The sequence below is a fragment of the Streptomyces sp. CNB091 genome (genome assembly GCF_000377965.1).
The window spans coordinates 201,269-221,666 of record NZ_KB899004.1 but is presented as its reverse complement, the minus strand read 5'-3'; the positions used below and the strand labels follow the sequence as shown (position 1 = coordinate 221,666).

Sequence of the window (20,398 nt, the reverse complement as noted above, 5' to 3'; positions counted from 1 at the left end):
GGGGTCGGGGGCGACCCTTCGGTCACCCCCGACCCCCTTTCCCTGCCGGTTCAGCTGAGCTGGGCGCCTTCCACTGTGCTGGTGACCGTGCCGGCGGTGGAGGTGGTGGCCTCCGCCGCGCCGTCGACCAGCGCGCCGAGTTCGCCGATGTTGTCCAGCGCGCCCAGGCTGACGGGCGGCTCGGCGGCGTGCGCGGTGTCCCCGCCTCCCGGGGGCGGGGAGATGGCGGCGATGACCGCTCCGGCGGCGAGGGTGACGGCGGCGAGTACGCTTCGCTTCTTCATGCCGGGTTCAACGGTTCGGACCCCGCAAAGGGCACGCCCCGATCGAGGATCACCGTCACGGTCAGAGTCTGCCGTTTCCGTCTCTGTCACCGTCTCCGTCTCCGTCACCGAGCGGCGGAGGCGGCGTCCGCGCGGCGCAACTCCCCGGCCGCCAGCACGAGGGCGGCGGCGGTGACGGACAGAAGCCCCGGCACCCCGAACATCATCCGGCGGCTGCTCGGCAGCAGGGCGAGGTACTCGGCCCGCGTCAGCTCGACCGCCCGGTCCGTGGTCACCGACGTGTCGTAGGCGACGTACCGGCCTTCGCGCACCTCCGCGTCCTGCAACCGCTGGTCCCCCGCCGCCACGAACCCCAGCACGATGATGACCGCACTCGACCCGAGCAGGACCCCGAGCCCCGCCTGCACCCTGCCGGGAAGGCACCGAAAGGCCTGCCACTGCGCACCCCGGTCCGCACCGGTCGCGAACTGGCGCGCCAGAGCCGCCAGGAACAGCAGGAGAGCCAGGCAGAAGACCGTCACCATCGGCCATGCCGGCTCGAACAACGGCAGCGTGCCGGGCAGCCAGGTGAGCGCGGCCAGCACCAGGGCGACTACGCTCAGCGCGGCCGCCGCGCCGCCGTGCAGCTTGAAGCTCCGTCTCATGGGCTGGAGCCTGGCACAGCGCCCGGCCACCGGTCGCCCCAGCCCCCTCCAACCCCACCAACGCCTCGCCGTCAACCACTCCCTGCGCGCTGCCTAGTCTGTGCGCATGGTGGTCTACGCCCCGGCGGCACTCCTCTTCCTCGTCTTCTGCGTGAGCGTGCTGCGCGAGCGCCGCAAATTCAGCAACGCCGTCATCCTCGGGCTCGCCGCGCTCTTCGCGCTGGCCGGCCTGCTCTACCGGCTGGTCGACTCCGGCTCCGCCTCCGCGCCCGTCGTGGTGTGGTCACTGCTGGGCCTGGGGGCGGTGGCGGTGCTCGTACTGACCTGCTTCCTGTTCCTCAACGGCGTACGCATGCTGCGCGAGGAAGGCAGGAGCCCGTCGAATCTGCTCTCCCTCCTGGCCGCCCTGGCCGTCCTCGCCGTGGTCGCCCTGCTCGCCACCGCCGCCGCCCTGCGGACACCGATACTGATCGGCGCGGCGACGGCGGCCGGCGGGCTGGCGCTCTACTTCTCGTTCCTGTTCCTGTGCTTCGTCTGTTACGCGTTCCTCTACGGGCGGCTGCGGGTGCGCCGCAAGGCCGACTTCGTGGTCGTACTGGGCTCGGGGCTCGTCGGCGGCTCCACCGTGCCCCCGCTGCTGGCGAGCCGGCTGAAGCGGGGCCGGGAGGTGCACGCACGGCTCTCCCGGCGCGGCGGGTCCCCCGTGCTCATCACCTCGGGCGGGCGGGGACCCGACGAGGACCTGCCGGAATCCCACGCGATGGCCGACCACCTGGTGGCCGAGGGCTTTCCGGCGCACCTCATCGAGCGGGAGGACCGGTCGACGAACACCGAGGAGAACCTGCGGTTCAGCAAGGCGATCATGGAGGAGGCCAAGCCCGACTACCGGTGCGTCGTCGTCACGAACAACTACCACGCCTTCCGCGCCGCCCTCACCGCCCGGCGGGTCCGGATCCGTGGGCAGGTGGTGGGCTCGCCGACGGCCGCGTACTTCTGGCCCAACGCGACGCTCCGCGAGTTCGCCGCGATCCTCGTGGACTACCGGCGGAGCAACACGGTGATGTGTCTGCTGATCATCCTCGGCGGAGTGGCCGCCTGGTGGCTGAACCGTGGGTAGCGGCCCTTCTCCGCATCACTGATTTCCCACGCTCCGCCCACAACTCCCCCACACGCGAATAAAGTTGATCGCGTTCGCATCGCGGATGCACATCATCGGTCAACTGACGAGGGGGGTCAGGTGTCCCGACACCTGCACACGAACAGCCGCACCCACGCCCGGCGCACCGGGCGGGCCACAGGGGCGGCGGCCGTCGCGGTGGTACTGGCCGCGGGGCTCGCCACGGCCGCCCCGCCGGCCACCGCGCACGCCGTCGGCACGGCAGAGGCGGCGGAGGTCCTGATACCCGCGCCCGACGCCTACGGCGATGTCCACGAGACGGTCCTGGCGACCGGCAGCCAGGGCGTCCTGCACCGCGAGGGCCTCAGCTACCTCTGGACGAACACGTACAACAGCCGTACGAAGGCGGTGCCGGAGCTCGACGACGTGGCCGAGGACATGCTCGTCCACGGTCACGACGAGGCCAACAGGGCCATCTACACGCGGCCACGCGCGGACGGCGGCACGGACGTCGTGCGGATCGGCCTTGAGGACCCCGCCTTCACGAGCACCGTCAAGGTGCCCGCCGACTACCTCAACCCGCGCGTCTCGGGCGGCTGGGTACTGGCGACCGTCGACCGGGGCGACGGGAGTCACGAACTGCGGGTGGCCCGGGGCGGGGCCGCCGCCGACGATCCCGTCGTCCAGCTGCCCGCAGGAGCCACCGTCGGAGCCGAGCCCGTACTGCTGAGCTCGTGGTCCAACCAGCTCGTCATCGGCTATCGGCTCGCCGACGGCTCCCCCGGTTACGGCATCCTGACCGCGTACAACGGCCGGGTCGTACCGCTGCCCGTGACCGGTGACGCGAGCAGCTTCCGCATCACGCAGACCACGGTCAGCTGGTTCTCGCGGGGCGGCGACGGCGGGCCGGGCGTCAGGGTCCGCCAGCGGGAGAGCACGGCCGCGCCCCGCGTCGTCCCGATCACCACGGCGTCCTCGGACAGTGACGTCACCTCCTACGTGGTGGGCGACAACGTGCTCTGGTACGAGGGTCTGAGCGGCCCGCTGTATCTCACGCCGTTCGCCGGTGCGGACGCCCCCCGGATGCTCCTGAGCAGCATCTTCGGGACCTTCCTCCGCACCGAGGGGACCGGTTCGGTCGTGGTGCTCGGCAGGGGAGGCGACGGCAAGAGCGCGATCCGCCTGTTCAGCGTCAACGGTCTCGAACTCGTCAGCGAGCTGGTGCTGCGGGAGGTCCCCCAGGTCAAGACCGCGGACGGCGAGATCGGGGCGCTGAACCTCGACCGGGGACGGCTGCGGTACATCAACTACCTCGACAGGGACTCGAGGATGCACGGCAAGGACATCGGGACCGGCCCCGACCCCGCGGACGGCGCTCCCCTCGCCGCGTACCCGGCTCTCGTGACGGCGGGCAGGTTCGCCGACGGCACGGACGAGGGACTGGCCCGACTGCGCAGAGATCCGGACACCGGCGGCGACGTCCTCGTGACCGGCGACGACCCGGACCCGCGGACCGAGGGCATCCCCCTGGCGGACATGAACGGCCTCGGCCGCATCATCGACACGTCACCGGAGTTCGTGCTGTACGAGGCGGGCGGCCGGCAGTACGTCGTCGACATCGTCGGCGACCGCGTCGTCCGCGACCAACGTGCGCAGGGCGCGGCGCTGGCCGGTGACCGGCTGTACAAGTCGGCGCCCGGCAAGCCCGGCACGGTGAACGTGGTCGACCCGCGCTCCGGGAGGGCGACCGGGAGCCATGATCTGGGCGTCGACTGTGTGCCCTCCGAACTCCAGGTCAGCGGCAGCCTCGTGTACTGGAGCTGTGCCTCGAAGGACGTGGCGGGCGTGTACGACACGGCGACGCACCGCGACTACCCCGCCCCGGTGTCCCGGGTCCTGCTCGGCGACCGGTTCCTGGCCGCACGGGACGCGTCGGGGGATCTGCGCCTCACCGCCCTGCGTCCCGACGGATCCACCGCCGACCTGGGAACCGTCACCGGCGTGAAGCCGCCCACGGACGACGACGGGCGCGGCTCCACCTGGACCCTGGACCCGGCAGCGGGCAAGCTCGCCTGGGTGGGGACCGACGACACCATCCACGTCACCGCCCCGCAGCAGGCCCTCTCCCCTCTGGGCGTCACCCACAGCACCGTGCCCGCCACCTCGGCGGGCACGTGGAGCGCCGCGTGGTGGCTCTCCAAGCCGGCGGCGTCCTGGCAGCTCACCCTCACCCGTCGCTCGACCGGCGAGACCGTCCGCACCTGGACGGGTGAGGACACGCGCGGAACGGTAAAGGTCAGCTGGGACGGTACGTCCGCCGCCGGCGGCCCCGTACCGGCCGGCGGCTACACGTGGCGGCTGACCGCCGCGCCGGCGGACGGCTCGGGCGCGGACGCCACGGCCTCGGGCACGTTGCGGCTCACCACCGGCTGAGCGCGAAGCCCGCGCGGTACGGGGCGGCGGAGGGTCACCACCGGCTGAGCGCGAAGCCCGCGTGGTCCGGGGCGGCGCTCCGCCCCCTGAGCCGCGTGGTCCGGGGCCGGCCCTCCGCCGCCCCGGACCGTCAGCCCGACGACCCCGGGTCCCGGCTGAGGGGATCCGCCGGAACCCGGGGCGTCGTGGGAGGACCCGGACGTTCAGAACCCGCCGCCGTCGAAGCCGCCGCCCCCGAAGCCTCCGCCGTCGCCGAACCCGCCGCCCCCGCCGAAGCCCGAGGCGTCGAAGTCGGAGCCGGAGAAGTCGCCGCCGCCCCAGTCGCCGCCCGCGCCGCCGCCGAAGTCACCGCCGCCGTACTCGGAGGCGTACGCCGGGGTCGCGAGCATCGAGCCGAGCATGGTGCCGACCAGGAGGCCGGGGAGCAGGCCGCCGCCGAAGTAACCGCCGGCCCAGGGCCCGTACGCCGGGCCCGCTTCCCAGTACGGGCGGCGGTTGCCGTCGCCGACGTCGACCGTACGGCTCATGGGGTCCTCGCCCCGGGTGAGTCGCGCCTCGTCCGCGCCGCAGACCGGGACTTCCCGGGACGCGCCGCCGGACGGGGTCCACAGAACCTCCGTGACCGCCGTGCCGTGGCGCGGGTCGAAGAAGCACGGCGGGCGGCGGGCCGGGATCTCCGCGCCGGTGCGGCGGGCCTCCAGGACCGCGAGGGAGTAGCGGCCGTCCTCCAGGGACCGGGTGACTTCGCGTACGTCGGAGGGGTGTCCGGCCCTGTCCATCTTCGACTTGGCGCTCTCGTAGGAGTCCAGGGCCCGTTCGTAGTCGGCGCGCATGGTGTCGTCCGCGCCCGGTTCGGCGGGGTGGAAGTCCAGGCGTTCCAGGGTTTCGCCGTACGCGGTGATGTCCTCGTCGACGACGACCCGGAGCTTGTCGAGCGCGGCGCGCTCCTCTTCCTCCTCGCGGCGCTTGTTGCGGCGGGAGATGGCGTACGCGCCCGCGCCGCCCGCCGCGACCAGCGCGCCGAGCGTGATCAGGCCGCCGACCGGGGCTCCGGCCCCGTCCTCAGCGCCCGAGCCGCCGGACCAGGAGGCGGGGGCGCTGCCCCGGGCCTGTTCGACGGCGCGGTCGACGAACGCGTTGAGCTGGGTGTCGGCGTCACCGGCGGTGGTGGGGTTCTCCACGGCGGCGGTGAGGTTGTCGACCGCTCGCGTGGGCATGACCTGCGGGTCGGCGCCCGCGTCGAAGCCGTCGCCGAGGCGGACCGCGTAGACGCCGGTGATGCCGGTGTCGCTGCGCAGGGTCTGGAGGAGGTCTTCCTCGGGGAAGGCCTGGGTATCGGGGAGGACGGCCACGAACACCGGCTTGCCGGCGCCCGTGATCTTGTTCTCCAGGGCCTTCTCGTCAGCGACGGAGAGCTGATCGCGAGCGCCCGGGTCCACGTAGACCGGGTCGTCGCGCAGGGCCTGGGCGGCGTCCTGGATGGTCGCGGCGGGCGCGGCCGACGCGGGGGAGGTCAGGGCGAGGGCCGCCGCTGCGATGATGAGCAGCAGGCCCGCCAGCAGAGCGGGGAAGAGCCTTTTCCTCATACTTAACGCTACTCCAGACGGGCGACGAACGCCGTCGCCCGCCTGGGAACGCGTGTCCTACGCTGCTCGGTACGCCGTGCGCAGTCTGTCCACCGCCCCGGTCAGATCACCGGTGAGCAGCAGGTGGTCCGCCTCCGCGAACGGCTTCGAGACCTCCTGGCCGAACGTCCCGTCGATCTTCCGCTGGACCAGCAGCCGGGCCCGGTCCACGATCGCCCTGCCCGCCGCGGTGTTCCCGAGGTGCGCCTCCTCGGCGGCCCGGGCGGCGACGGCGAGGGCCGCGAGGGCCGGCTCACCGCCGGCCCGGGGCTTGGTGAGGGTGGTCAGGCCCCAGCCGTACGGGAACTGCGGGTCGTAGGCGGTGTCCCCCACGTTGATCGGCAGCTGGGCCTCCGCCTTCGGCCAGGTCACCGGGAGCTGTCCGGTGAAGGCCCGCCTGCCGTAGAGGACGTCGGCGACGCCGTCGCCCTCGGAGCCCGGCAGCCAGGAGGCCACCAGTGCGTTGATCTTCCCGAGCCGGTCGCCGATGAGCTGGGGGCGGCCGGAGACGATGAGGACGGCGCAGTCCATGGCGGCGCAGACCTTGTCGACCGCTGTCCGGTCGGCAGCCGTCAGTTCCAGGTCGTGCCCGTTGCCGACGTCGCCGATGCCTTCGGCGTACGGGGTCTCGCCGACGACGACCACGCCTACGTCGTAACCGTCCGTGGCGGCGGAGGCGTCCTGGGAGAACGTCACGGACTCGGGGGTTCGCGCCGCCTTTCGCATGCCCTCCAGGATCGTCGTGCCGGTGGCGGTCTCCCCTGAGGACCCCTGCCAGCTGGTGGTCCAGCCGCCGGTCTGGTTGCCGATGTCATCGGCGTTGGACCCGGCGACGTACACCTTCTGGCCGGGCTCGATCGGGAGGACGGCTCCGTCGTTCTTCAGCAGCACCTGGGACTTGGCCACCGCCTCGCGGGCCACCGCGCGGTGCTCGGCCGAGCCGACCCTGTCCAGGTGGGTGGTGTCCGCGTACGGCTTCTCGAAGAGGCCGAGGCGGAACTTCTGGGTGAGGATGCGGGCGACCGCGTCGTCGATCCGGGCCTCGGTGACGCGGCCCGCGACCACCTCGTCCCGCAGAGTCTTCGTGAAGTCCTGGTACGCGGTCGGGACCATGATCATGTCGACTCCGGCATTGACCGACGTGCGGACGTCACTGGCATGGTCACCGGGAATCTGGTCGATGGCCTGCCAGTCGCTGATGACGAAGCCCTCGAATCCCATCCGGTCCTTGAGGACGCCGCTGATCATCTCGGCGTTGGCGTGCATCTTCACCGGGCCCTCGTCGTCGCCCAGGACGTCCAGCGAGGAGTACGAGGGCATGACCGTGCCGACGCCCCGCTTCACCGACTCCTCGAACGGCGACAGGTGTACGGCCTCCAACTCCTGCCGGGTGACCTGGGTGACGCCTTGGTCCACCGTGTACGTGCCGGTGGTGGAGGAGCCGTACGCGGTGCCGCCGTCGCCGACGAAGTGCTTGGCGCTGCCCAGCACCTTGTCGGCGCGGTGCAGGTCCTCGCCGGACGGACTGCCCTGCATGCCCTGGATGACGGTCTCCATGGCCTCGACCAGGGCGGGGTCCTCGCCGAACGCCTCGTAGGAGCGGCCCCAGCGTTCGTCGCGGGTGACGCAGACGCAGGGCGCGAAGTTCCACGGGACGCCGGTGGCGCGGACCTCCTTCGCCGTGATCGCGCCGGTCCGCTCCGCGCTCTCCGGGTCGCGGCCCGCGCCGATGCCGATGTTGTGCGGCATGATCGTCGCGCCGGCCACGTTGTTGTGCCCGTGCACCGCGTCCACGCCGTAGATCAGCGGAATCTGGAAGCGGGTGGTCCGGGTGCGCAGCTGGTAGGCGTCGGTCATCTTCGCCCAGGCGGCCGCCGTGTTGGGGGTGGGGGCCGAGCCGCCGCCGGAGAGCAGCGAGCCGAGGCCGTAGGCGGCGATGTCGCCGGGGGCGCGGAGCGCGTTGCGCTCGGCCTGGGTCATCTGGCCGGCCTTCTCGGCGGGCGACATGCGTCCCAGCAGATCCGCCACCCGCTGCTTCACGGGCAGGTGCGCGTTCTGGTACGGGAGTCCGTGCGCGTCGATGACGACCTGCGGGTTCTCCTCGGGGGCCTTGGCACCGGTGACGGTCAGCTCCAGCGGAATCGTCTTCGCCACGGCGGGCTTCGACGCCTTCGCCGTGCGGACGGTCACCGTGTGGGTGGTGCCGGAGGCGGTGCCCGCGGGGAAGGTGTGGCTGCCGGTGACCGGGGTGTAGTCCTTCCCGGCCCGGGCGGTGCCGCCCTTCGTGGTGTATGCGACGGTGAGGGGCTCCTCGGTGGGCGCGGAGCCCGTGGTGGCGACAGAAAGCTCGATCAGGGCGTCGGCGCCGTTCCGCACCGGCCGGACCGCCGTGTCGGTGAGGACGCTCGCCGTGAGCGCCGGGTCCGCCGCCGCCGCGGGGCCGGTGGGCGGGCCGGTGAGCAGGGTGGCCAGCACGGCCCCGGCGGCGAGAGCGGCCGTCACGGGTCCCGCTCCGTCCTTCCGGGGCCAGGGCCGGGGCCGGGAGCGGGGGTGCGGTGTGCGGGGCATGGGGGCGCTCTCTCCTCCTGCGGTCGAGGCCGGCCCCCGTGCACGATCGCGATCCGGCCCGGGAATTCGATCAGGAGCGGGACGGCGTGGATGATCAACACGACCGAGAAGTCCGGCTGTTCCCTCGACCGGACGAGCCGTCACGGGATCTGCCGCCGCATGACGACATCGAGCGCGGGCCGTCCGTACTTCACGACACCTCACGTCGGGATCGGTCCGGCGCCATCCGCCCACCGGGCAGGGAGGGTCGAGTACTCCGTCTCGGACGCGTGGGAGCCGCCGCCCGGTGACGGGCGGCGGCTCCCACGAGCGATGCGGACCGGACTGGTCCAGGGTCCGGTCCGCATCGGGTCGGATCGGGTCGGTCGGTCGGATCCGGTCGGGTCGGGTCGGGTCGGGTCGGGTCGGGTCGGGTCGGGTCAGGTCGGGTCAGGTCGGGTTACTCCGTGGGCTCGACGCCCGCGCGCAGCAGTCCGTAGGTGTACGCGTCCTCCAGTGCCTGCCAGGAGGCGGCGATGACGTTCTCGGCGACCCCCACGGTCGCCCAGTCGCCGGTGCCGTCGCCCGTGGTGATGAGCACGCGGGTGGTGGACTCGGTGCCCGTGCGGCCCTCCAGGATGCGGACCTTGTAGTCGACCAGCTCCAACTTGGCGAGCTGCGGGTAGATCCGCTCCAGGGCGACGCGCAGGGCCCGGTCCAGGGCGTTGACCGGGCCGTTGCCCTCGGCGGTGGCGACGATCCGCTCACCCTTGGCCCAGAGCTTCACGGTGGCCTCGTTGGCGTGGGTGCCGTCGGGGCGGTCCTCGACGATCGCCCGCCAGGACTCCGTACGGAAGTAGCGCCGGGCCCGGCCCTCGACCTCGCCGCGCAGCAGCAGTTCGAAGGAGGCGTCGGCGGCCTCGTAGGTGTAGCCCTGGAGTTCGCGCTCCTTGACCCGCTCCACGACCCGCCCGACCAGCGCGCGGTCGTCACCGAGGTCGATGCCGAGCTCCTTGCCCTTCAGCTCGATGGAGGCGCGGCCCGCCATGTCGGAGACCAGCATCCGCATGGTGTTGCCGACCAGCTCGGGGTCGATGTGCTGGTAGAGGTCGGGGTCGACCTTGATCGCGGAGGCGTGCAGCCCGGCCTTGTGGGCGAAGGCCGAGACGCCCACGTACGGCTGGTGGGTGGAGGGGGTGAGGTTGACGACCTCGGCGATGGCGTGCGAGATGCGGGTCATCTCGGCGAGCGCGCCCTCGGGCAGCACCCTCATGCCGTACTTGAGTTCCAGGGCGGCGACTACGGGGAAGAGGTTGGCGTTGCCGACCCGCTCGCCGTAGCCGTTGGCCGTGCACTGGACGTGGGTGGCGCCGGCGTCCACGGCGGCCAGGGTGTTGGCGACGGCGCAGCCGGTGTCGTCCTGGGCGTGGATGCCGAGGCGGGCGCCGGTGTCGGCGACGACCGTGGAGACGACGGCCTGGACCTGGGCGGGGAGCATGCCGCCGTTGGTGTCGCAGAGGATGACGACCTCGGCGCCCGCCTCGTACGCGGTGCGGACCACGGACTTGGCGTACTCGGCGTTGGCGCGGTAGCCGTCGAAGAAGTGCTCGCAGTCCACGAAGACCCGGCGGCCCTGCTGGCGGAGGTGGGAGACGGTGTCGCGGACCATCTCCAGGTTCTCCTCCAGGGTGGTGCGCAGGGCCAGCTCGACGTGCCGGTCGTGCGCCTTGGCCACCAGGGTGATCACCGGGGCGCCGGAGGTCAGAAGCGCCTTCACCTGGGGGTCCTCGGCGGCGCTGCCGCCGGCCCTGCGGGTCGCGCCGAACGCCACTAGCTGGGCGTTCTCGAACGTGACCTCCTGCTGGGCGCGGGCGAAGAACTCCGTGTCGCGCGGGTTGGCCCCCGGCCAGCCGCCCTCGATGTACCCCACACCGAAGGTGTCCAGATGACGGGCGATGGTCAGCTTGTCGGCAACCGTCAGGTTGATGCCCTCACGCTGAGCACCGTCGCGCAGTGTGGTGTCGAAGACATGGAAACTGTCGTCGGTGGCGTTGGCCTTGGTGGTCATGCTGATCTGATCTCCTGTCGGATGAGTGGATCCGGACGGTCTGGGCCTGTTCGGGGAACCCGGAACAGGCCCCAGCTCCACTTGCCCCCATCATCCCGCGCGCCTCGCCCCGGCTCGGGTGCGGGCCGGAAAACGAAAAAACCCCTCGCGGGTGCGAGAGGTCTGCGCGCGGGTCTGGGGCACGATGGCCGCGCCGTACGTGGTGGTACGGGGCGGTCACTGCGGACCGGCGCGCCTGCTGCCAATAATCATGACGAACGAGGACACGGGAGCAGTCTCGCACAGCGACGGCCCCGTGACTGCGGTGTCTCAGGATGCGGTCGTGACCCTGGTCGCGTCGTTCAGTGAGCGCCCCGCACCAGCGTCTCGTCCAGGAACTCCGCCGCCTGCCCCAGCACCTGCTCGCGGCCCGTCCCCGGGATCCCGACCGTCACGTGGATGCTGAACCCGTCGAGCAGCGCCCGCAGCCGGGCGGCGAACCGGTCGGCGTCCACCGGCCGGAACTCGCCGCGCGAGACCCCCTCGACGAGCAGCGCCACCAGGTCGCGGTGCCAGACCCCCTCGATCGCGGCCTGCCGGGAGCGGGCGTCGTCGTCGGCGTTCTGCGAGCGGCCCCAGACCTCCAGCCAGAGCGTCCAGTGGGGGTCGCGGTGCCCGGCGGGCAGGTAGAGGTCGATGTACGCGTCCAGCCGCTCGCGGGCCGTCCCCGGCCGGGCGAGCAGGGCGCCGCGCTCGGCCCCCAGACGCCGCTCGCTCCACTCCAGGGTCTGGAGGAGCAGTTCGTCCTTGGTGCGGAAGTAGTAGAGGAGGTGCCCGCTGCTCATGCCCACCTCCCGCCCCAGCCCGGCCATGGTCAGCCCGTCGAGCCCGCGCTCGGCGACGGTGGCCATGGCGGCGGCGAGGACGTCCTCGCGGGGCGGGGCGGCGTGGTGGGTGCGACGGGGGGTGCGGGTCATGGGTTCGCTCGGACCTTCGGCTGCTGCTGGGTGACGCAGTGGATGCCTCCACCGCCGGCGAAGATCGTACGGGCGTCGACCGGCGTCACCGTACGGTCCGGGAAGAGGCCCCGGAAGATCGCGGCGGCCTCTTCGTCGCGCGGGTCGTCGAAGGCGCAGAGGATCACGGCGTCGTTGCAGAGGTAGTGGTTGATGTAGGAGTAGTCGACCCATTCCCCGTCCTCGTCACGGAGCACGGTGGGCGCGGGCACCTCGACGACCTCCAGGGGGCGCCCCCGCGCGTCGGTGGCGGCCCGGAGGATCGCCAGGGTCGCCCGGGTGACCTCGTGGTCGGGGTGGGCGGGGTCCGGCTGGACGTGGGCGACGACGGTGCCCGGGCGGGCGAAGGCGGCGACGATGTCGACATGGCCAAGCGTGCCGTACGTCCCGTAGTCGCCGGTCAGCCCCCGGGGCAGCCAGATGGCCTTCTCGGTCCCGAGGCGGGCGTGGACCTCCGCCTCGACCTGCTCCCGGGTCCAGCCGGGGTTGCGTTCCGCGCCGAGCTGGACGGTCTCGGTGAGCAGGACGGTGCCGTCGCCGTCCACGTGGATCGCGCCGCCCTCGTTGACGAGCGGGGAGCTGTGGGCGGGGGCCCCGGCCAGCTCGGCGACGCCCCGGGCGATGTGCTGGTCGTGCTCCCAGCGGGCCCAGCCCTGGGCGCCCCAGCCGTTGAACGTCCAGTCGACGGCGGCGAGCGTCCGGCCGTCGGTGACGAAGGTGGGGCCGATGTCCCGCATCCAGGCGTCGTCGAGCGGCCGCACGACCAGCTGTACGTCCGGCCCGAGCAGCGCCGCCGCCCCCTCCTCCTGGCCGGGCCCGACGACCATGGTCACCGGCTCGAACCGCCGCACGGCACGGGCGACACCGGCCCACGCGCGGCGGGCCCCGTCCAGCTCGGCGTCGGAGGCGAAGGTGGGGTTGGGCCCCGGCCAGGCCATCCAGGTGCGCTCGTGGGGGGCCCATTCGGGGGGCATGCGGAAGGGGGCGGGAGTGGCGGGCATGGGGAGCTCCTGGAACGACCGATGGTTAGAGTGACACTCTAACCATGACGCACGACCACCCGAAAGACTCCCGGAACCTCTCCGGGCAAACAGGCGACTCCTCCCCTCACTCGACGAAGGGGGGCGGACGGCCGACCGAGCGAGAGGTGCAATTCCGGACACGTTACCTGTGTGAACGTGGACACGACACATTGCTTTTATTGAGGACGTTCTCATGGGGAAGGGGTGATTCTCATCGAATCTTCACCTCACCCCTTCCGGGCTTTCGCCCACCTCTCCGAAGCGAAAGAATCAGTCACCGGTTGTCCGGTTCAAGAATGACCACTTAACGCCGAACCAAAAATTCTTCTCTTCTCCGGTATTCCAGCAGCCTGTACTCATGGTGAAAGCGGTCCGCAGTCATCACCTGGCCGCGCACATCCATGAATCAGGGGGTTCCACTTTCATGTCCCAATTCACCCGGCGCCAGGTCGTCGGCACTGTCGCGGGCGTCGCAGCGGGCGTAGCCGTGGCCGGAATGGCCGCAGCTTCCGCGAACGCCACACCGGAGAAGGCCGGCAAGTCCACCACCGCAGGAGCCGGGGCCGGACCCGGCGCGAACCACCGCACGGACGGCCCGACCCCGTTCAGCGAGGTCTTCGAAGGGCGTCGCATCGAAGGCATACCCGGCGACGCCAACGCCAAGGGCGAGGCGCACGGGGGACACCACACATCCGCCCCCGCCTATCGCGTCCTGATCGACGGCCGAGAACTGCATGTGATGCGGAAGCCGGACAACAGCTGGACGAGCGTGACCAACCACTACCGGACGTTCCCGGACCCCCACACCGCGGCCCGCGCCGCCGTGACCTCGCTCATGGGCGCCGCCCTCGTCCCCCACACCCCCACCGCCTGAACCGGGAGCAGCCGCCATGACCGTACGGAAGAACCAGGCAAACCTCACCAGCGCCGAGAAGAGAGCCTTCGTGAACGCCGTCGTGGAACTCAAGCGGAGAGGCCGGTACGACCCCTTCGTCATCACTCATCGCGAGATCTTCCTCTCCGACATGACGGGTCCGATACGACAGGGGCACGAATCACCGTCGTTCCTGCCGTGGCATCGCCAATATCTGATCGACTTCGAACGGGCGCTCCAGTCGGTCAACCCCAGTGTGTCCATCCCGTACTGGGACTGGACGAGGGACCGGACTCCCACCTCCTCCCTCTGGGCGGCCGACTTCCTCGGTGGAAACGGCCGGAGGCCGGACGGACAGGTGATGAACGGCCCCTTCGCCTATTCCACCGGCAATTGGACCATCACCGTGCAGGACGACGACGCACCCTTCCTCCGGCGCTCCATGGCGCCGCCGGGTATGCCCCTGCCGACCAGGGCCGAGCTGAACACCGTTCTCGCCGTCACGCCGTATGACACGGCGCCATGGGACTTCACCGCCCCGGGATTCCGCAACAACCTCGAAGGCGGGGCCGGTCCGGGCCTTCACAACGGGGTGCACAACTGGGTCGGGGGGCAGATGCTGCAGAGCGTGTCACCCAATGATCCGGTCTTCTGGCTGCATCACAGTTTCGTCGACAAGATATGGGCGGACTGGCAGCGGCGCCACCGCCGGCACTCCTATCTGCCCGCCGTGCGCACCACAGGCGTGGTGGCGCTGAACCAGGCCATGGCCCCGTGGAACAACGTCACCCCGGCCGCGATGCTCGACCACACCCGCTTCTACAAGTACGCCTAACCCTTGGGAATCCTGATTCCATCCAGGCTCTGGACCGGTCCCAGCAGAAATGCTGCCGGCGACGCCGAGGGTGCCCGAGCGCGCCGTCACGGCTATGTGCGCTCGGGCACCGACAACGCCTGACAACGGGCCACGGCCGAACACGCCGCACCCACGATCACGCGGCGACTCGTCAGCCGAGCGGGTGCATCCAGCCGTGGGTGTCCTCGACGACGCCGCGCTGGATGTCGAGAAGACGCTCCCGGAGCCTCATGGTGACCTCACCGGGCTCGCCGTCGCCCTGGGTCCACTCGCCGCCCTCGGACTTCACCAGGCCGACGGGGGTGATGACGGCGGCCGTGCCGCAGGCGAAGACCTCGACGAGGGTGCCGTCGGCGGTGTCGTCGCGCCACTGGTCGATGGAGACCCGGCCCTCCTCGGAGCCGTAACCGAGGTCGCGGGCGACCTTGAGGAGGGAGTCGCGGGTGATGCCGGCGAGCAGCGAGCCCGTGAGGGACGGCGTGATGATCTTCTTCGAGCCGTCCTCCTGGGCGTACACGAAGTAGAGGTTCATGCCGCCGAGCTCCTCGACCCACTTGTGCTCGACCGCGTCGAGGTAGGCGACCTGGGCGCAGCCGTGTGCGGCGGCCTCGGCCTGGGCGAGGAGGGAGGCGGCGTAGTTGCCGCCGGTCTTGGCGTCGCCCACGCCGCCGGGGACGGCGCGGACGCGGTTCTCCGAGAGCCAGATGGAGACCGGCTTCACCCCGCCGGGGAAGTAGGCGCCGGCGGGCGAGGCGATGACCAGGAAGAGGTACTCGTTGGCCGGCTTCACGCCGAGGCCGACCTCCGTGGCGATCATGAAGGGGCGCAGGTAGAGCGACTCCTCGCCGCCGTGGGCCGGGACCCACGCCTTGTCCTGCTGCACCAGCGCGTCACATGCCTCGATGAACGTCTCGACGGGCAGCTCCGGCATGGCCAGGCGCGCGGCCGAGCGCTGGAAGCGGCGGGCGTTGGCGTCGGGGCGGAAGGAGGCGACCGTGCCGTCGGGCTGACGGTAGGCCTTGAGCCCCTCGAAGATCTCCTGCGCGTAGTGCAGGGTCATGTTGGCCGGGTCCATCGACAGCGGGCCGTAGGGGACCAGCTGGGCGTCGTGCCAGCCCCGGCCCTCGGTCCAGCGGATGGTCACCATGTGATCGGTGAAGTGCCGGCCGAATCCGGGGTTGGCCAGGATCGCCTCGCGCTCCGCGTCGGACAGCGGGTTCGAGGAGGGCTTGAGCTCGATCGTGGGCGTCGTCATGAGTGCGTGTCCTTCACCGGTCTTGTGTGTGATGGACCGCGCTCACGCCTGTTCGTGCCCGACGCTTTTCGGTCAGGTCCTAGGACGTCCGAGCTTCACCGCGAGCCACGGCCCCGCGTTCGATTATCACTTGCGGGGGGCCGTGCACGAAATGGTGTGAATGCGGTCCAGGGATCGATGGTGGCACCCGGGGGCCGCACAGGTGAAGCCGCCGGGCGCTGAGTGCGACCCGGCGGCTTCGAAGTGGAGTCGTCGGGTCAGCCCGCTACACGTACCGCGAGGGCGTCGCCGATCTCGTCGGTCGTACGCGTGGCGGCCCCGTCGCGCTCCGCGAGGTCGGCGGAGACGGCGTCCTCGACGCGCGCGGCCTCGGTCTCGTAGCCGAGGTGGCGCAGCAGGAGGGCGACGGAGAGGACCGTGGCGGTCGGGTCGGCCTTGCCCTGCCCCGCGATGTCGGGGGCGGAGCCGTGGACCGGCTCGAACATCGACGGGAACGCGCCCGTCGGGTTGATGTTGCCGGAGGCGGCCAGGCCGATACCGCCGGAGACGGCGGCGGCGAGGTCGGTCAGGATGTCGCCGAAGAGGTTGTCGGTGACGATGACGTCGAAGCGCTCCGGCTGGGTGACGAAGAAGATCGTCGCGGCGTCGACATGCAGGTAGTCGGTGCTGACCTGCGGATACTCGGCGGCGACCCGGTCGAAGGTGTTCTTCCACAGGTGGCCGGCGTAGACGAGGACGTTGTTCTTGTGGACCAGCGTCAGCTTCTTGCGCGGACGGGCCGCCGCACGCTCGAAGGCGTCCCGGACCACGCGCTCGACGCCGTACGCCGTGTTGAGGCTGACCTCGGTGGCGACCTCGGCGGGGGTGCCGGTGCGCAGCGAGCCGCCGTTGCCGGTGTACGGGCCCTCGGTGCCCTCACGGACGACGACGAAGTCGATGTCGGGGCGGCCGGCGAGCGGGGTCGCGGTGTTCGGGAAGAGCTTGGAGGGCCGCAGGTTGATGAAGTGGTCGAACGCGAAACGCAGCTTCAGCAGCAGCCCGCGCTCCAGGACGCCGGACGGCACGGACGGGTCGCCGATCGCGCCGAGGAGGATGGCGTCGTGGTTCTTGAGGGCTTCCAGCTCCGCGTCCGGGAGGGTGTCGCCGGTGCGGTGCCAGCGCTGGGCGCCGAGGTCGTACTCCTTGGTCTCCAGCTTCACATCCTGCGGGAGGACAGCGTTGAGGACCTTGAGGCCCTGGGCCACGACTTCCTGGCCGATTCCGTCACCGGGGATCACTGCGAGATCGATGCTGCGAGACATGCCGGAAGCCTAACGGTGCGTCCCATCCCATGACATCCGGCGTCCACCATACGGACGGGGGGCAAGGGTGTTCGGGGTGTTCAGGGTGGGGTCGAGTGGTCTGCGGACGGTTCAGTGGCCGGTCGAGCCGCCGTTGTCACGGCGGTCCAGGGCGCGCTGGAGAGCGGCGGCGGCGTTCTTGCGGTCCGACTCGGACGGGCGGGGAGCGTGACGGACGCGACGGGCGGTGGTGGTGGCCATGGTGGATCGACTCCTTGAGATCGCATGGATGCCGGGGGCGGGCCGCACAGCGTGATGCGGCGCCGAGGCCGGGCCGGGATCGGATTTCGAGGTGCCGTAAGGAGCGGGGAGCGTGCGCCGCAGGGGGTTACCTGCTTCGGGGCGCGCGCCCGCGACCGCCACAGTCGCTCGATCGAGCGAATCGTTCGGCTCCTACCAAGTTAGGACAGTCGAGCCGTCCTGTCTCCACAGTTACTCGGACTTCCTACTATCTGAGACGGGTCATCGGATCGGACCAGGTGACAGCGGCGGAAGGAGTCCGTCCCCCATCCACCCATCCGTCCCTACGCCCGTCCGCCCGTCCGTCCGCCCGCCCGCTCAGAGCAGGTCCCCCTCCCGCCAGTCGAACTGGAGCGGGTGGCCGGCCGCGGGCAGAGCGCCCCCGGCCGCCGGGCGGACGTAGGTGGTGCCCTCCTCCTCGGGCAGCGGGACGGGGCCGGCCGGGCCGAGGGCGGCGAGCCTGCCGGGCCAGACCTGCCAGCCACGCGACGCGTAGAGCGCCGCTCCGGCGTCGGAGGCCGACAGGGCCCCGAAGTCGTAGGCCGTGTCGATGACGTGTTCCAGGGCGGCCATCACCCGGTGGCCGAGGCCCGCGCGGCGGCGGTCGGCGCGGACGGCGACGGCCTCGACGTATCCGGCGCGGTAGGAGCGGTCCGCGTGCAGGACGCGGCGCTGGACGACGCTGCCGTGGGCGATCGGGCGGTCGTCCGCGTCGCACAGCAGGACGTGGAGGCCCCCCAGGGAGTGCTCCCAGTCCGCGTCGCTGAAATTGCCGTCGAAGGCGGTGTCGAGCAGCTCGCGGATCCGGTCCCGTTCGACTGCGGTGAGCTCATGAGTGTGGGCGATGCGCGGTACGGAAGAGCGGTCCATGAGCGTAAGCCTGCCAGCCGCCGCGGCCCTCCCGACACCGCATTCGGCCGCCGTGCACAGGCCCGCCCGGACCGGGGTGCGCGGGGGTCCGGGCGGGCGGGGTCGAGCAGTGCCGCTGGCGGCGTCGCCGTGGCGGCTCAGTACACCGTCACGCCGTACGCGGAGAGCGCCTCGGCGACCGGCTGGTGGATGGCCGAGCCCGCGGTGCCCGAGCAGCCGGAGCTGCCGGAGTGGATGCCGAGGGCGACGGATCCGGCGAAGTGCGCGCCGCCGCTGTCGCCGCCGGCCGAGCAGGCGGTGGTGCGGACCATGTTGTAGACGGGCCCGTCGCCGTAGTTGACGGTGACGTTGACGGCGGTGACCGTGCCGGAGGTCACCTTCGTCGTGGATCCGCTCTTCCTGATCGCCTGGCCGACCACCGCGTTGGCGGCGGAGGAGATGTCCTGGGTGGAGCCGTTGTACAGGTCGACGGTCCCGGCGGGCGACGAGCCGTTCGTGTAGCGGACGATGCCGTAGTCGTTGGTCGGGAAGCTGGTGCCCTCCCGGACGCCGACGACCGGACCGCCCGAGCCGGCCGACCAGTTGGCGGAGATGTTGGTGCAGTGTCCGGCGGTCACGAAGTAGCGGGCCCCGCCCTTGGTGACGTTGAAAGCCGCCGAGCAGCGGCTGCCGCCGCCGTAGATCGCTCCGCCGCCCAGCACCTCGCGGTGGAAGACGCCCGGTACGCGCTTGATGTCGACCGCGCCGCCGAGCCGTTCCGCGACGGCTTCGAGGCGGGCCATGTCCCGTGCGGAGACGGAGGAGTCGGCCTCGACGGCGACCCGGTTGGTGCGCGGGTCGACGCCCCAGGAGGTGCCGGTGATCTTGGCCTCGGCCTCCAGGGCCGCCATCGCGGCGTCCAGCTGGGCGGCGCTGCGGGCCACCCGGCGGACGGTGGCCCCGGCGGCGCGGGCCTGCTCCTCGGCCCGGTCGGTGGTGACGGTGACGACCAGCTTCCCGGTCTTCGCGTCGAGGTAGGCGCCGGCGGTGGCGGCCCCGAGCTGCCGTTCGACGGCGGCGTCGAGCGCGTACGCGGACGGGGCGGGGGTCGCCGGGGGAACGGGCGCCGCCGGGGCGTCGGCGGCGGTGGAGGGGGCGGCTCCGAGTCCGAGGGCGCCGGCGACGAGCAGCAGGGAAACACCGAGGCGCGCGCGGGAGTTGCGTCTCATGGGGGGCTCCTTCTGGGTGACGTGTGGGGACGTACCGAGAAGGAATTTGACATGCTCATTACCTAGTCCACAAGACCGCGTGCCCGGGACGCCGGAGGGCGGACAGCCGGTCCCGCTCAGCGGACACTGACCGGGACCGGTCCCGCTCCTGTCCGAAGCCCCGCTTCCCCCGGGCCTCCCCCACCGCGCACACTGCGGCCATGTCCGACACGACGCCCACGCCCCGGCAGTGGTCGCCCATCCACGGCGACCCGTACCGCCCCGCGCCCTACCGCCCCGAGCGGATCGCTCCGGAGGAGTCGCTCGCCCGCGCCGCCCGGCTGCGGGAGCGCATGGACGAGCGCAGGACCGTCCGCGCCTTCTCCCCCGACCCGGTCCCCGAGCAGGTGGTGCGCGACGCCATCGCGTGCGCGGCCACCGCCCCCTCCGGCGCGCACCAGCAGCCGTGGACCTTCGCCCTGGTCAAGGACCCCGAGGTCCGCCGCCGGATCCGGGAGGCCGCCGAGCACGAGGAGAAGGTGAGCTACGACGGGCGGCTCGGCGAGGAGTGGCTCGCGGCGCTGCGCCCGCTGGGCACGGACGCGGTGAAGGCCCATATGACGGACGCGCCGGCCCTGATCGTGGTGTTCCAGCAGCGCTACTGGCTGGGCGAGGACGGCACGAAGCGCAAGCACTACTACGGGGACGAGTCGGTCGGGATCGCGGTGGGCATGCTGCTCACCGCCCTGCACCTGTCCGGGCTCGCCGCGCTGATCCACACCCCGAGCCCGATGCGCTTCCTCGGCGAGGTCCTGAACCGGCCCGAGAACGAGAAGGCGTTCGCCGTGATCCCCGTCGGCTATCCCGCCGACGACTGCGAGGTCCCCGACCTGGTGCGCAAGTCGCTGGACCAGGTGCTGGTGGAGATCTGAGAAGCATCGGAGGAGCCTGGCCCTACCCCGGCCGGCCCCGCCCGGCCCCTCCTCGGGTTCGCCCGGCCCCGCCCGGCCCCGTCCGGCCCCGAGGACAGGAGACGACACA

At 71.8% G+C, this 20,398-nt stretch carries 17 protein-coding genes; 5 read left to right on the top strand and 12 right to left on the bottom strand.

What is annotated here, in order from left to right; genetic code table 11:
- Window positions 1-50: 50 nt before the first annotated feature.
- Window positions 51-284 carry a hypothetical protein gene (locus tag D581_RS0125940; protein WP_018960104.1) on the bottom strand — a complete coding sequence of 78 codons (234 nt, stop codon included), beginning with the start codon at window positions 282-284 and terminating at the stop codon, window positions 51-53.
- A 104-nt stretch (window positions 285-388) separates the two neighbouring features.
- Complete coding sequence (locus D581_RS0125935) at window positions 389-928, bottom strand: hypothetical protein (protein ID WP_026290914.1); 540 nt, start codon at window positions 926-928, stop codon at window positions 389-391.
- A gap of 106 nt (window positions 929-1,034) precedes the next feature.
- On the opposite strand from D581_RS0125935, the gene D581_RS0125930 reads away from it, so the two are divergent.
- Together D581_RS0125930 and D581_RS0125925 are read left to right on the top strand one after the other, a co-directional pair.
- Window positions 1,035-2,045 (top strand): YdcF family protein, encoded by a 1,011-nt coding sequence (locus D581_RS0125930; RefSeq protein ID WP_018960102.1) that lies wholly within the window; start codon window positions 1,035-1,037, stop codon window positions 2,043-2,045.
- A 120-nt stretch (window positions 2,046-2,165) separates the two neighbouring features.
- Window positions 2,166-4,478, top strand: a complete 2,313-nt coding sequence (locus D581_RS0125925; protein WP_018960101.1) for a FlgD immunoglobulin-like domain containing protein — start codon at window positions 2,166-2,168, stop codon at window positions 4,476-4,478.
- A 203-nt stretch (window positions 4,479-4,681) separates the two neighbouring features.
- Here D581_RS0125925 and D581_RS0125920 read toward each other — a convergent pair whose 3' ends face one another.
- From D581_RS0125920 to D581_RS0125900, 5 genes are all read right to left on the bottom strand, one after another.
- Window positions 4,682-6,064: a hypothetical protein gene (locus tag D581_RS0125920; protein ID WP_018960100.1), complete on the bottom strand. Its 1,383-nt coding sequence runs from the start codon at window positions 6,062-6,064 to the stop codon at window positions 4,682-4,684.
- A gap of 57 nt (window positions 6,065-6,121) precedes the next feature.
- Window positions 6,122-8,605: a glycoside hydrolase family 3 N-terminal domain-containing protein gene (locus D581_RS0125915; protein WP_018960099.1), complete on the bottom strand. Its 2,484-nt coding sequence runs from the start codon at window positions 8,603-8,605 to the stop codon at window positions 6,122-6,124.
- A gap of 505 nt (window positions 8,606-9,110) precedes the next feature.
- The gene (cimA, locus tag D581_RS0125910; RefSeq protein ID WP_018960098.1) at window positions 9,111-10,718 is read right to left on the bottom strand and encodes a citramalate synthase; all 1,608 of its coding nucleotides are present in this window, start codon (window positions 10,716-10,718) and stop codon (window positions 9,111-9,113) included.
- A 341-nt stretch (window positions 10,719-11,059) separates the two neighbouring features.
- Window positions 11,060-11,674, bottom strand: coding sequence for a TetR/AcrR family transcriptional regulator (locus D581_RS0125905; RefSeq protein ID WP_018960097.1), 615 nt, complete (start codon window positions 11,672-11,674; stop codon window positions 11,060-11,062).
- Window positions 11,671-12,714: an agmatine deiminase family protein gene (locus tag D581_RS0125900; RefSeq protein ID WP_018960096.1), complete on the bottom strand. Its 1,044-nt coding sequence runs from the start codon at window positions 12,712-12,714 to the stop codon at window positions 11,671-11,673. Before D581_RS0125900 ends, D581_RS0125905 begins: the two co-directional genes overlap by 4 nt.
- 445 nt (window positions 12,715-13,159) lie before the next feature.
- Here D581_RS0125900 and melC1 point away from each other — a divergent pair, with 445 nt between their 5' ends.
- Window positions 13,160-13,609, top strand: a complete 450-nt coding sequence (gene melC1 / locus D581_RS0125895) for an apotyrosinase chaperone MelC1 (RefSeq protein WP_018960095.1) — start codon at window positions 13,160-13,162, stop codon at window positions 13,607-13,609.
- A gap of 16 nt (window positions 13,610-13,625) precedes the next feature.
- Window positions 13,626-14,444, top strand: a complete 819-nt coding sequence (locus D581_RS0125890; protein ID WP_018960094.1) for a tyrosinase family protein — start codon at window positions 13,626-13,628, stop codon at window positions 14,442-14,444.
- Between the two features lie 172 nt (window positions 14,445-14,616).
- On the opposite strand, the gene D581_RS0125885 is transcribed toward D581_RS0125890, so the two are convergent.
- The 5 genes from D581_RS0125885 to D581_RS0125865 all read right to left on the bottom strand — a co-directional run bounded on the left by D581_RS0125885 (window position 14,617) and on the right by D581_RS0125865 (window position 19,378).
- The gene (locus tag D581_RS0125885; protein WP_018960093.1) at window positions 14,617-15,720 is read right to left on the bottom strand and encodes a branched-chain amino acid aminotransferase; all 1,104 of its coding nucleotides are present in this window, start codon (window positions 15,718-15,720) and stop codon (window positions 14,617-14,619) included.
- Window positions 15,721-15,977: 257 nt separating this feature from the next.
- Complete coding sequence (locus D581_RS0125880) at window positions 15,978-17,021, bottom strand: 3-isopropylmalate dehydrogenase (RefSeq protein WP_032753022.1); 1,044 nt, start codon at window positions 17,019-17,021, stop codon at window positions 15,978-15,980.
- Window positions 17,022-17,132: 111 nt separating this feature from the next.
- Complete coding sequence (locus tag D581_RS1000000142265) at window positions 17,133-17,261, bottom strand: hypothetical protein (RefSeq protein ID WP_018960091.1); 129 nt, start codon at window positions 17,259-17,261, stop codon at window positions 17,133-17,135.
- Window positions 17,262-17,618: 357 nt separating this feature from the next.
- The gene (locus D581_RS0125870; protein ID WP_018960090.1) at window positions 17,619-18,170 is read right to left on the bottom strand and encodes a GNAT family N-acetyltransferase; all 552 of its coding nucleotides are present in this window, start codon (window positions 18,168-18,170) and stop codon (window positions 17,619-17,621) included.
- Window positions 18,171-18,307: 137 nt separating this feature from the next.
- Window positions 18,308-19,378 (bottom strand): S1 family peptidase, encoded by a 1,071-nt coding sequence (locus D581_RS0125865; RefSeq protein ID WP_018960089.1) that lies wholly within the window; start codon window positions 19,376-19,378, stop codon window positions 18,308-18,310.
- A 200-nt stretch (window positions 19,379-19,578) separates the two neighbouring features.
- On the opposite strand from D581_RS0125865, the gene D581_RS0125860 reads away from it, so the two are divergent.
- Window positions 19,579-20,289 carry a nitroreductase family protein gene (locus D581_RS0125860; protein ID WP_018960088.1) on the top strand — a complete coding sequence of 237 codons (711 nt, stop codon included), beginning with the start codon at window positions 19,579-19,581 and terminating at the stop codon, window positions 20,287-20,289.
- Window positions 20,290-20,398 lie beyond the last annotated feature (109 nt).

Coding starts and splice junctions, on each gene's coding strand:
- D581_RS0125865 (WP_018960089.1), bottom strand. CDS start 19,378: ATGAGACGCAACTCCCGCGCGCGCCTCGGTGTTTCCCTGCTGCTCGTC.
- D581_RS1000000142265 (WP_018960091.1), bottom strand. CDS start 17,261: ATGGCCACCACCACCGCCCGTCGCGTCCGTCACGCTCCCCGCCCGTCC.
- D581_RS0125880 (WP_032753022.1), bottom strand. CDS start 17,021: ATGTCTCGCAGCATCGATCTCGCAGTGATCCCCGGTGACGGAATCGGC.
- D581_RS0125890 (WP_018960094.1), top strand. CDS start 13,626: ATGACCGTACGGAAGAACCAGGCAAACCTCACCAGCGCCGAGAAGAGA.
- D581_RS0125905 (WP_018960097.1), bottom strand. CDS start 11,674: ATGACCCGCACCCCCCGTCGCACCCACCACGCCGCCCCGCCCCGCGAG.
- D581_RS0125870 (WP_018960090.1), bottom strand. CDS start 18,170: ATGGACCGCTCTTCCGTACCGCGCATCGCCCACACTCATGAGCTCACC.
- melC1 (WP_018960095.1), top strand. CDS start 13,160: ATGTCCCAATTCACCCGGCGCCAGGTCGTCGGCACTGTCGCGGGCGTC.
- D581_RS0125900 (WP_018960096.1), bottom strand. CDS start 12,714: ATGCCCGCCACTCCCGCCCCCTTCCGCATGCCCCCCGAATGGGCCCCC.
- D581_RS0125860 (WP_018960088.1), top strand. CDS start 19,579: ATGTCCGACACGACGCCCACGCCCCGGCAGTGGTCGCCCATCCACGGC.
- cimA (WP_018960098.1), bottom strand. CDS start 10,718: ATGACCACCAAGGCCAACGCCACCGACGACAGTTTCCATGTCTTCGAC.
- D581_RS0125935 (WP_026290914.1), bottom strand. CDS start 928: ATGAGACGGAGCTTCAAGCTGCACGGCGGCGCGGCGGCCGCGCTGAGC.
- D581_RS0125920 (WP_018960100.1), bottom strand. CDS start 6,064: ATGAGGAAAAGGCTCTTCCCCGCTCTGCTGGCGGGCCTGCTGCTCATC.
- D581_RS0125940 (WP_018960104.1), bottom strand. CDS start 284: ATGAAGAAGCGAAGCGTACTCGCCGCCGTCACCCTCGCCGCCGGAGCG.
- D581_RS0125930 (WP_018960102.1), top strand. CDS start 1,035: ATGGTGGTCTACGCCCCGGCGGCACTCCTCTTCCTCGTCTTCTGCGTG.
- D581_RS0125885 (WP_018960093.1), bottom strand. CDS start 15,720: ATGACGACGCCCACGATCGAGCTCAAGCCCTCCTCGAACCCGCTGTCC.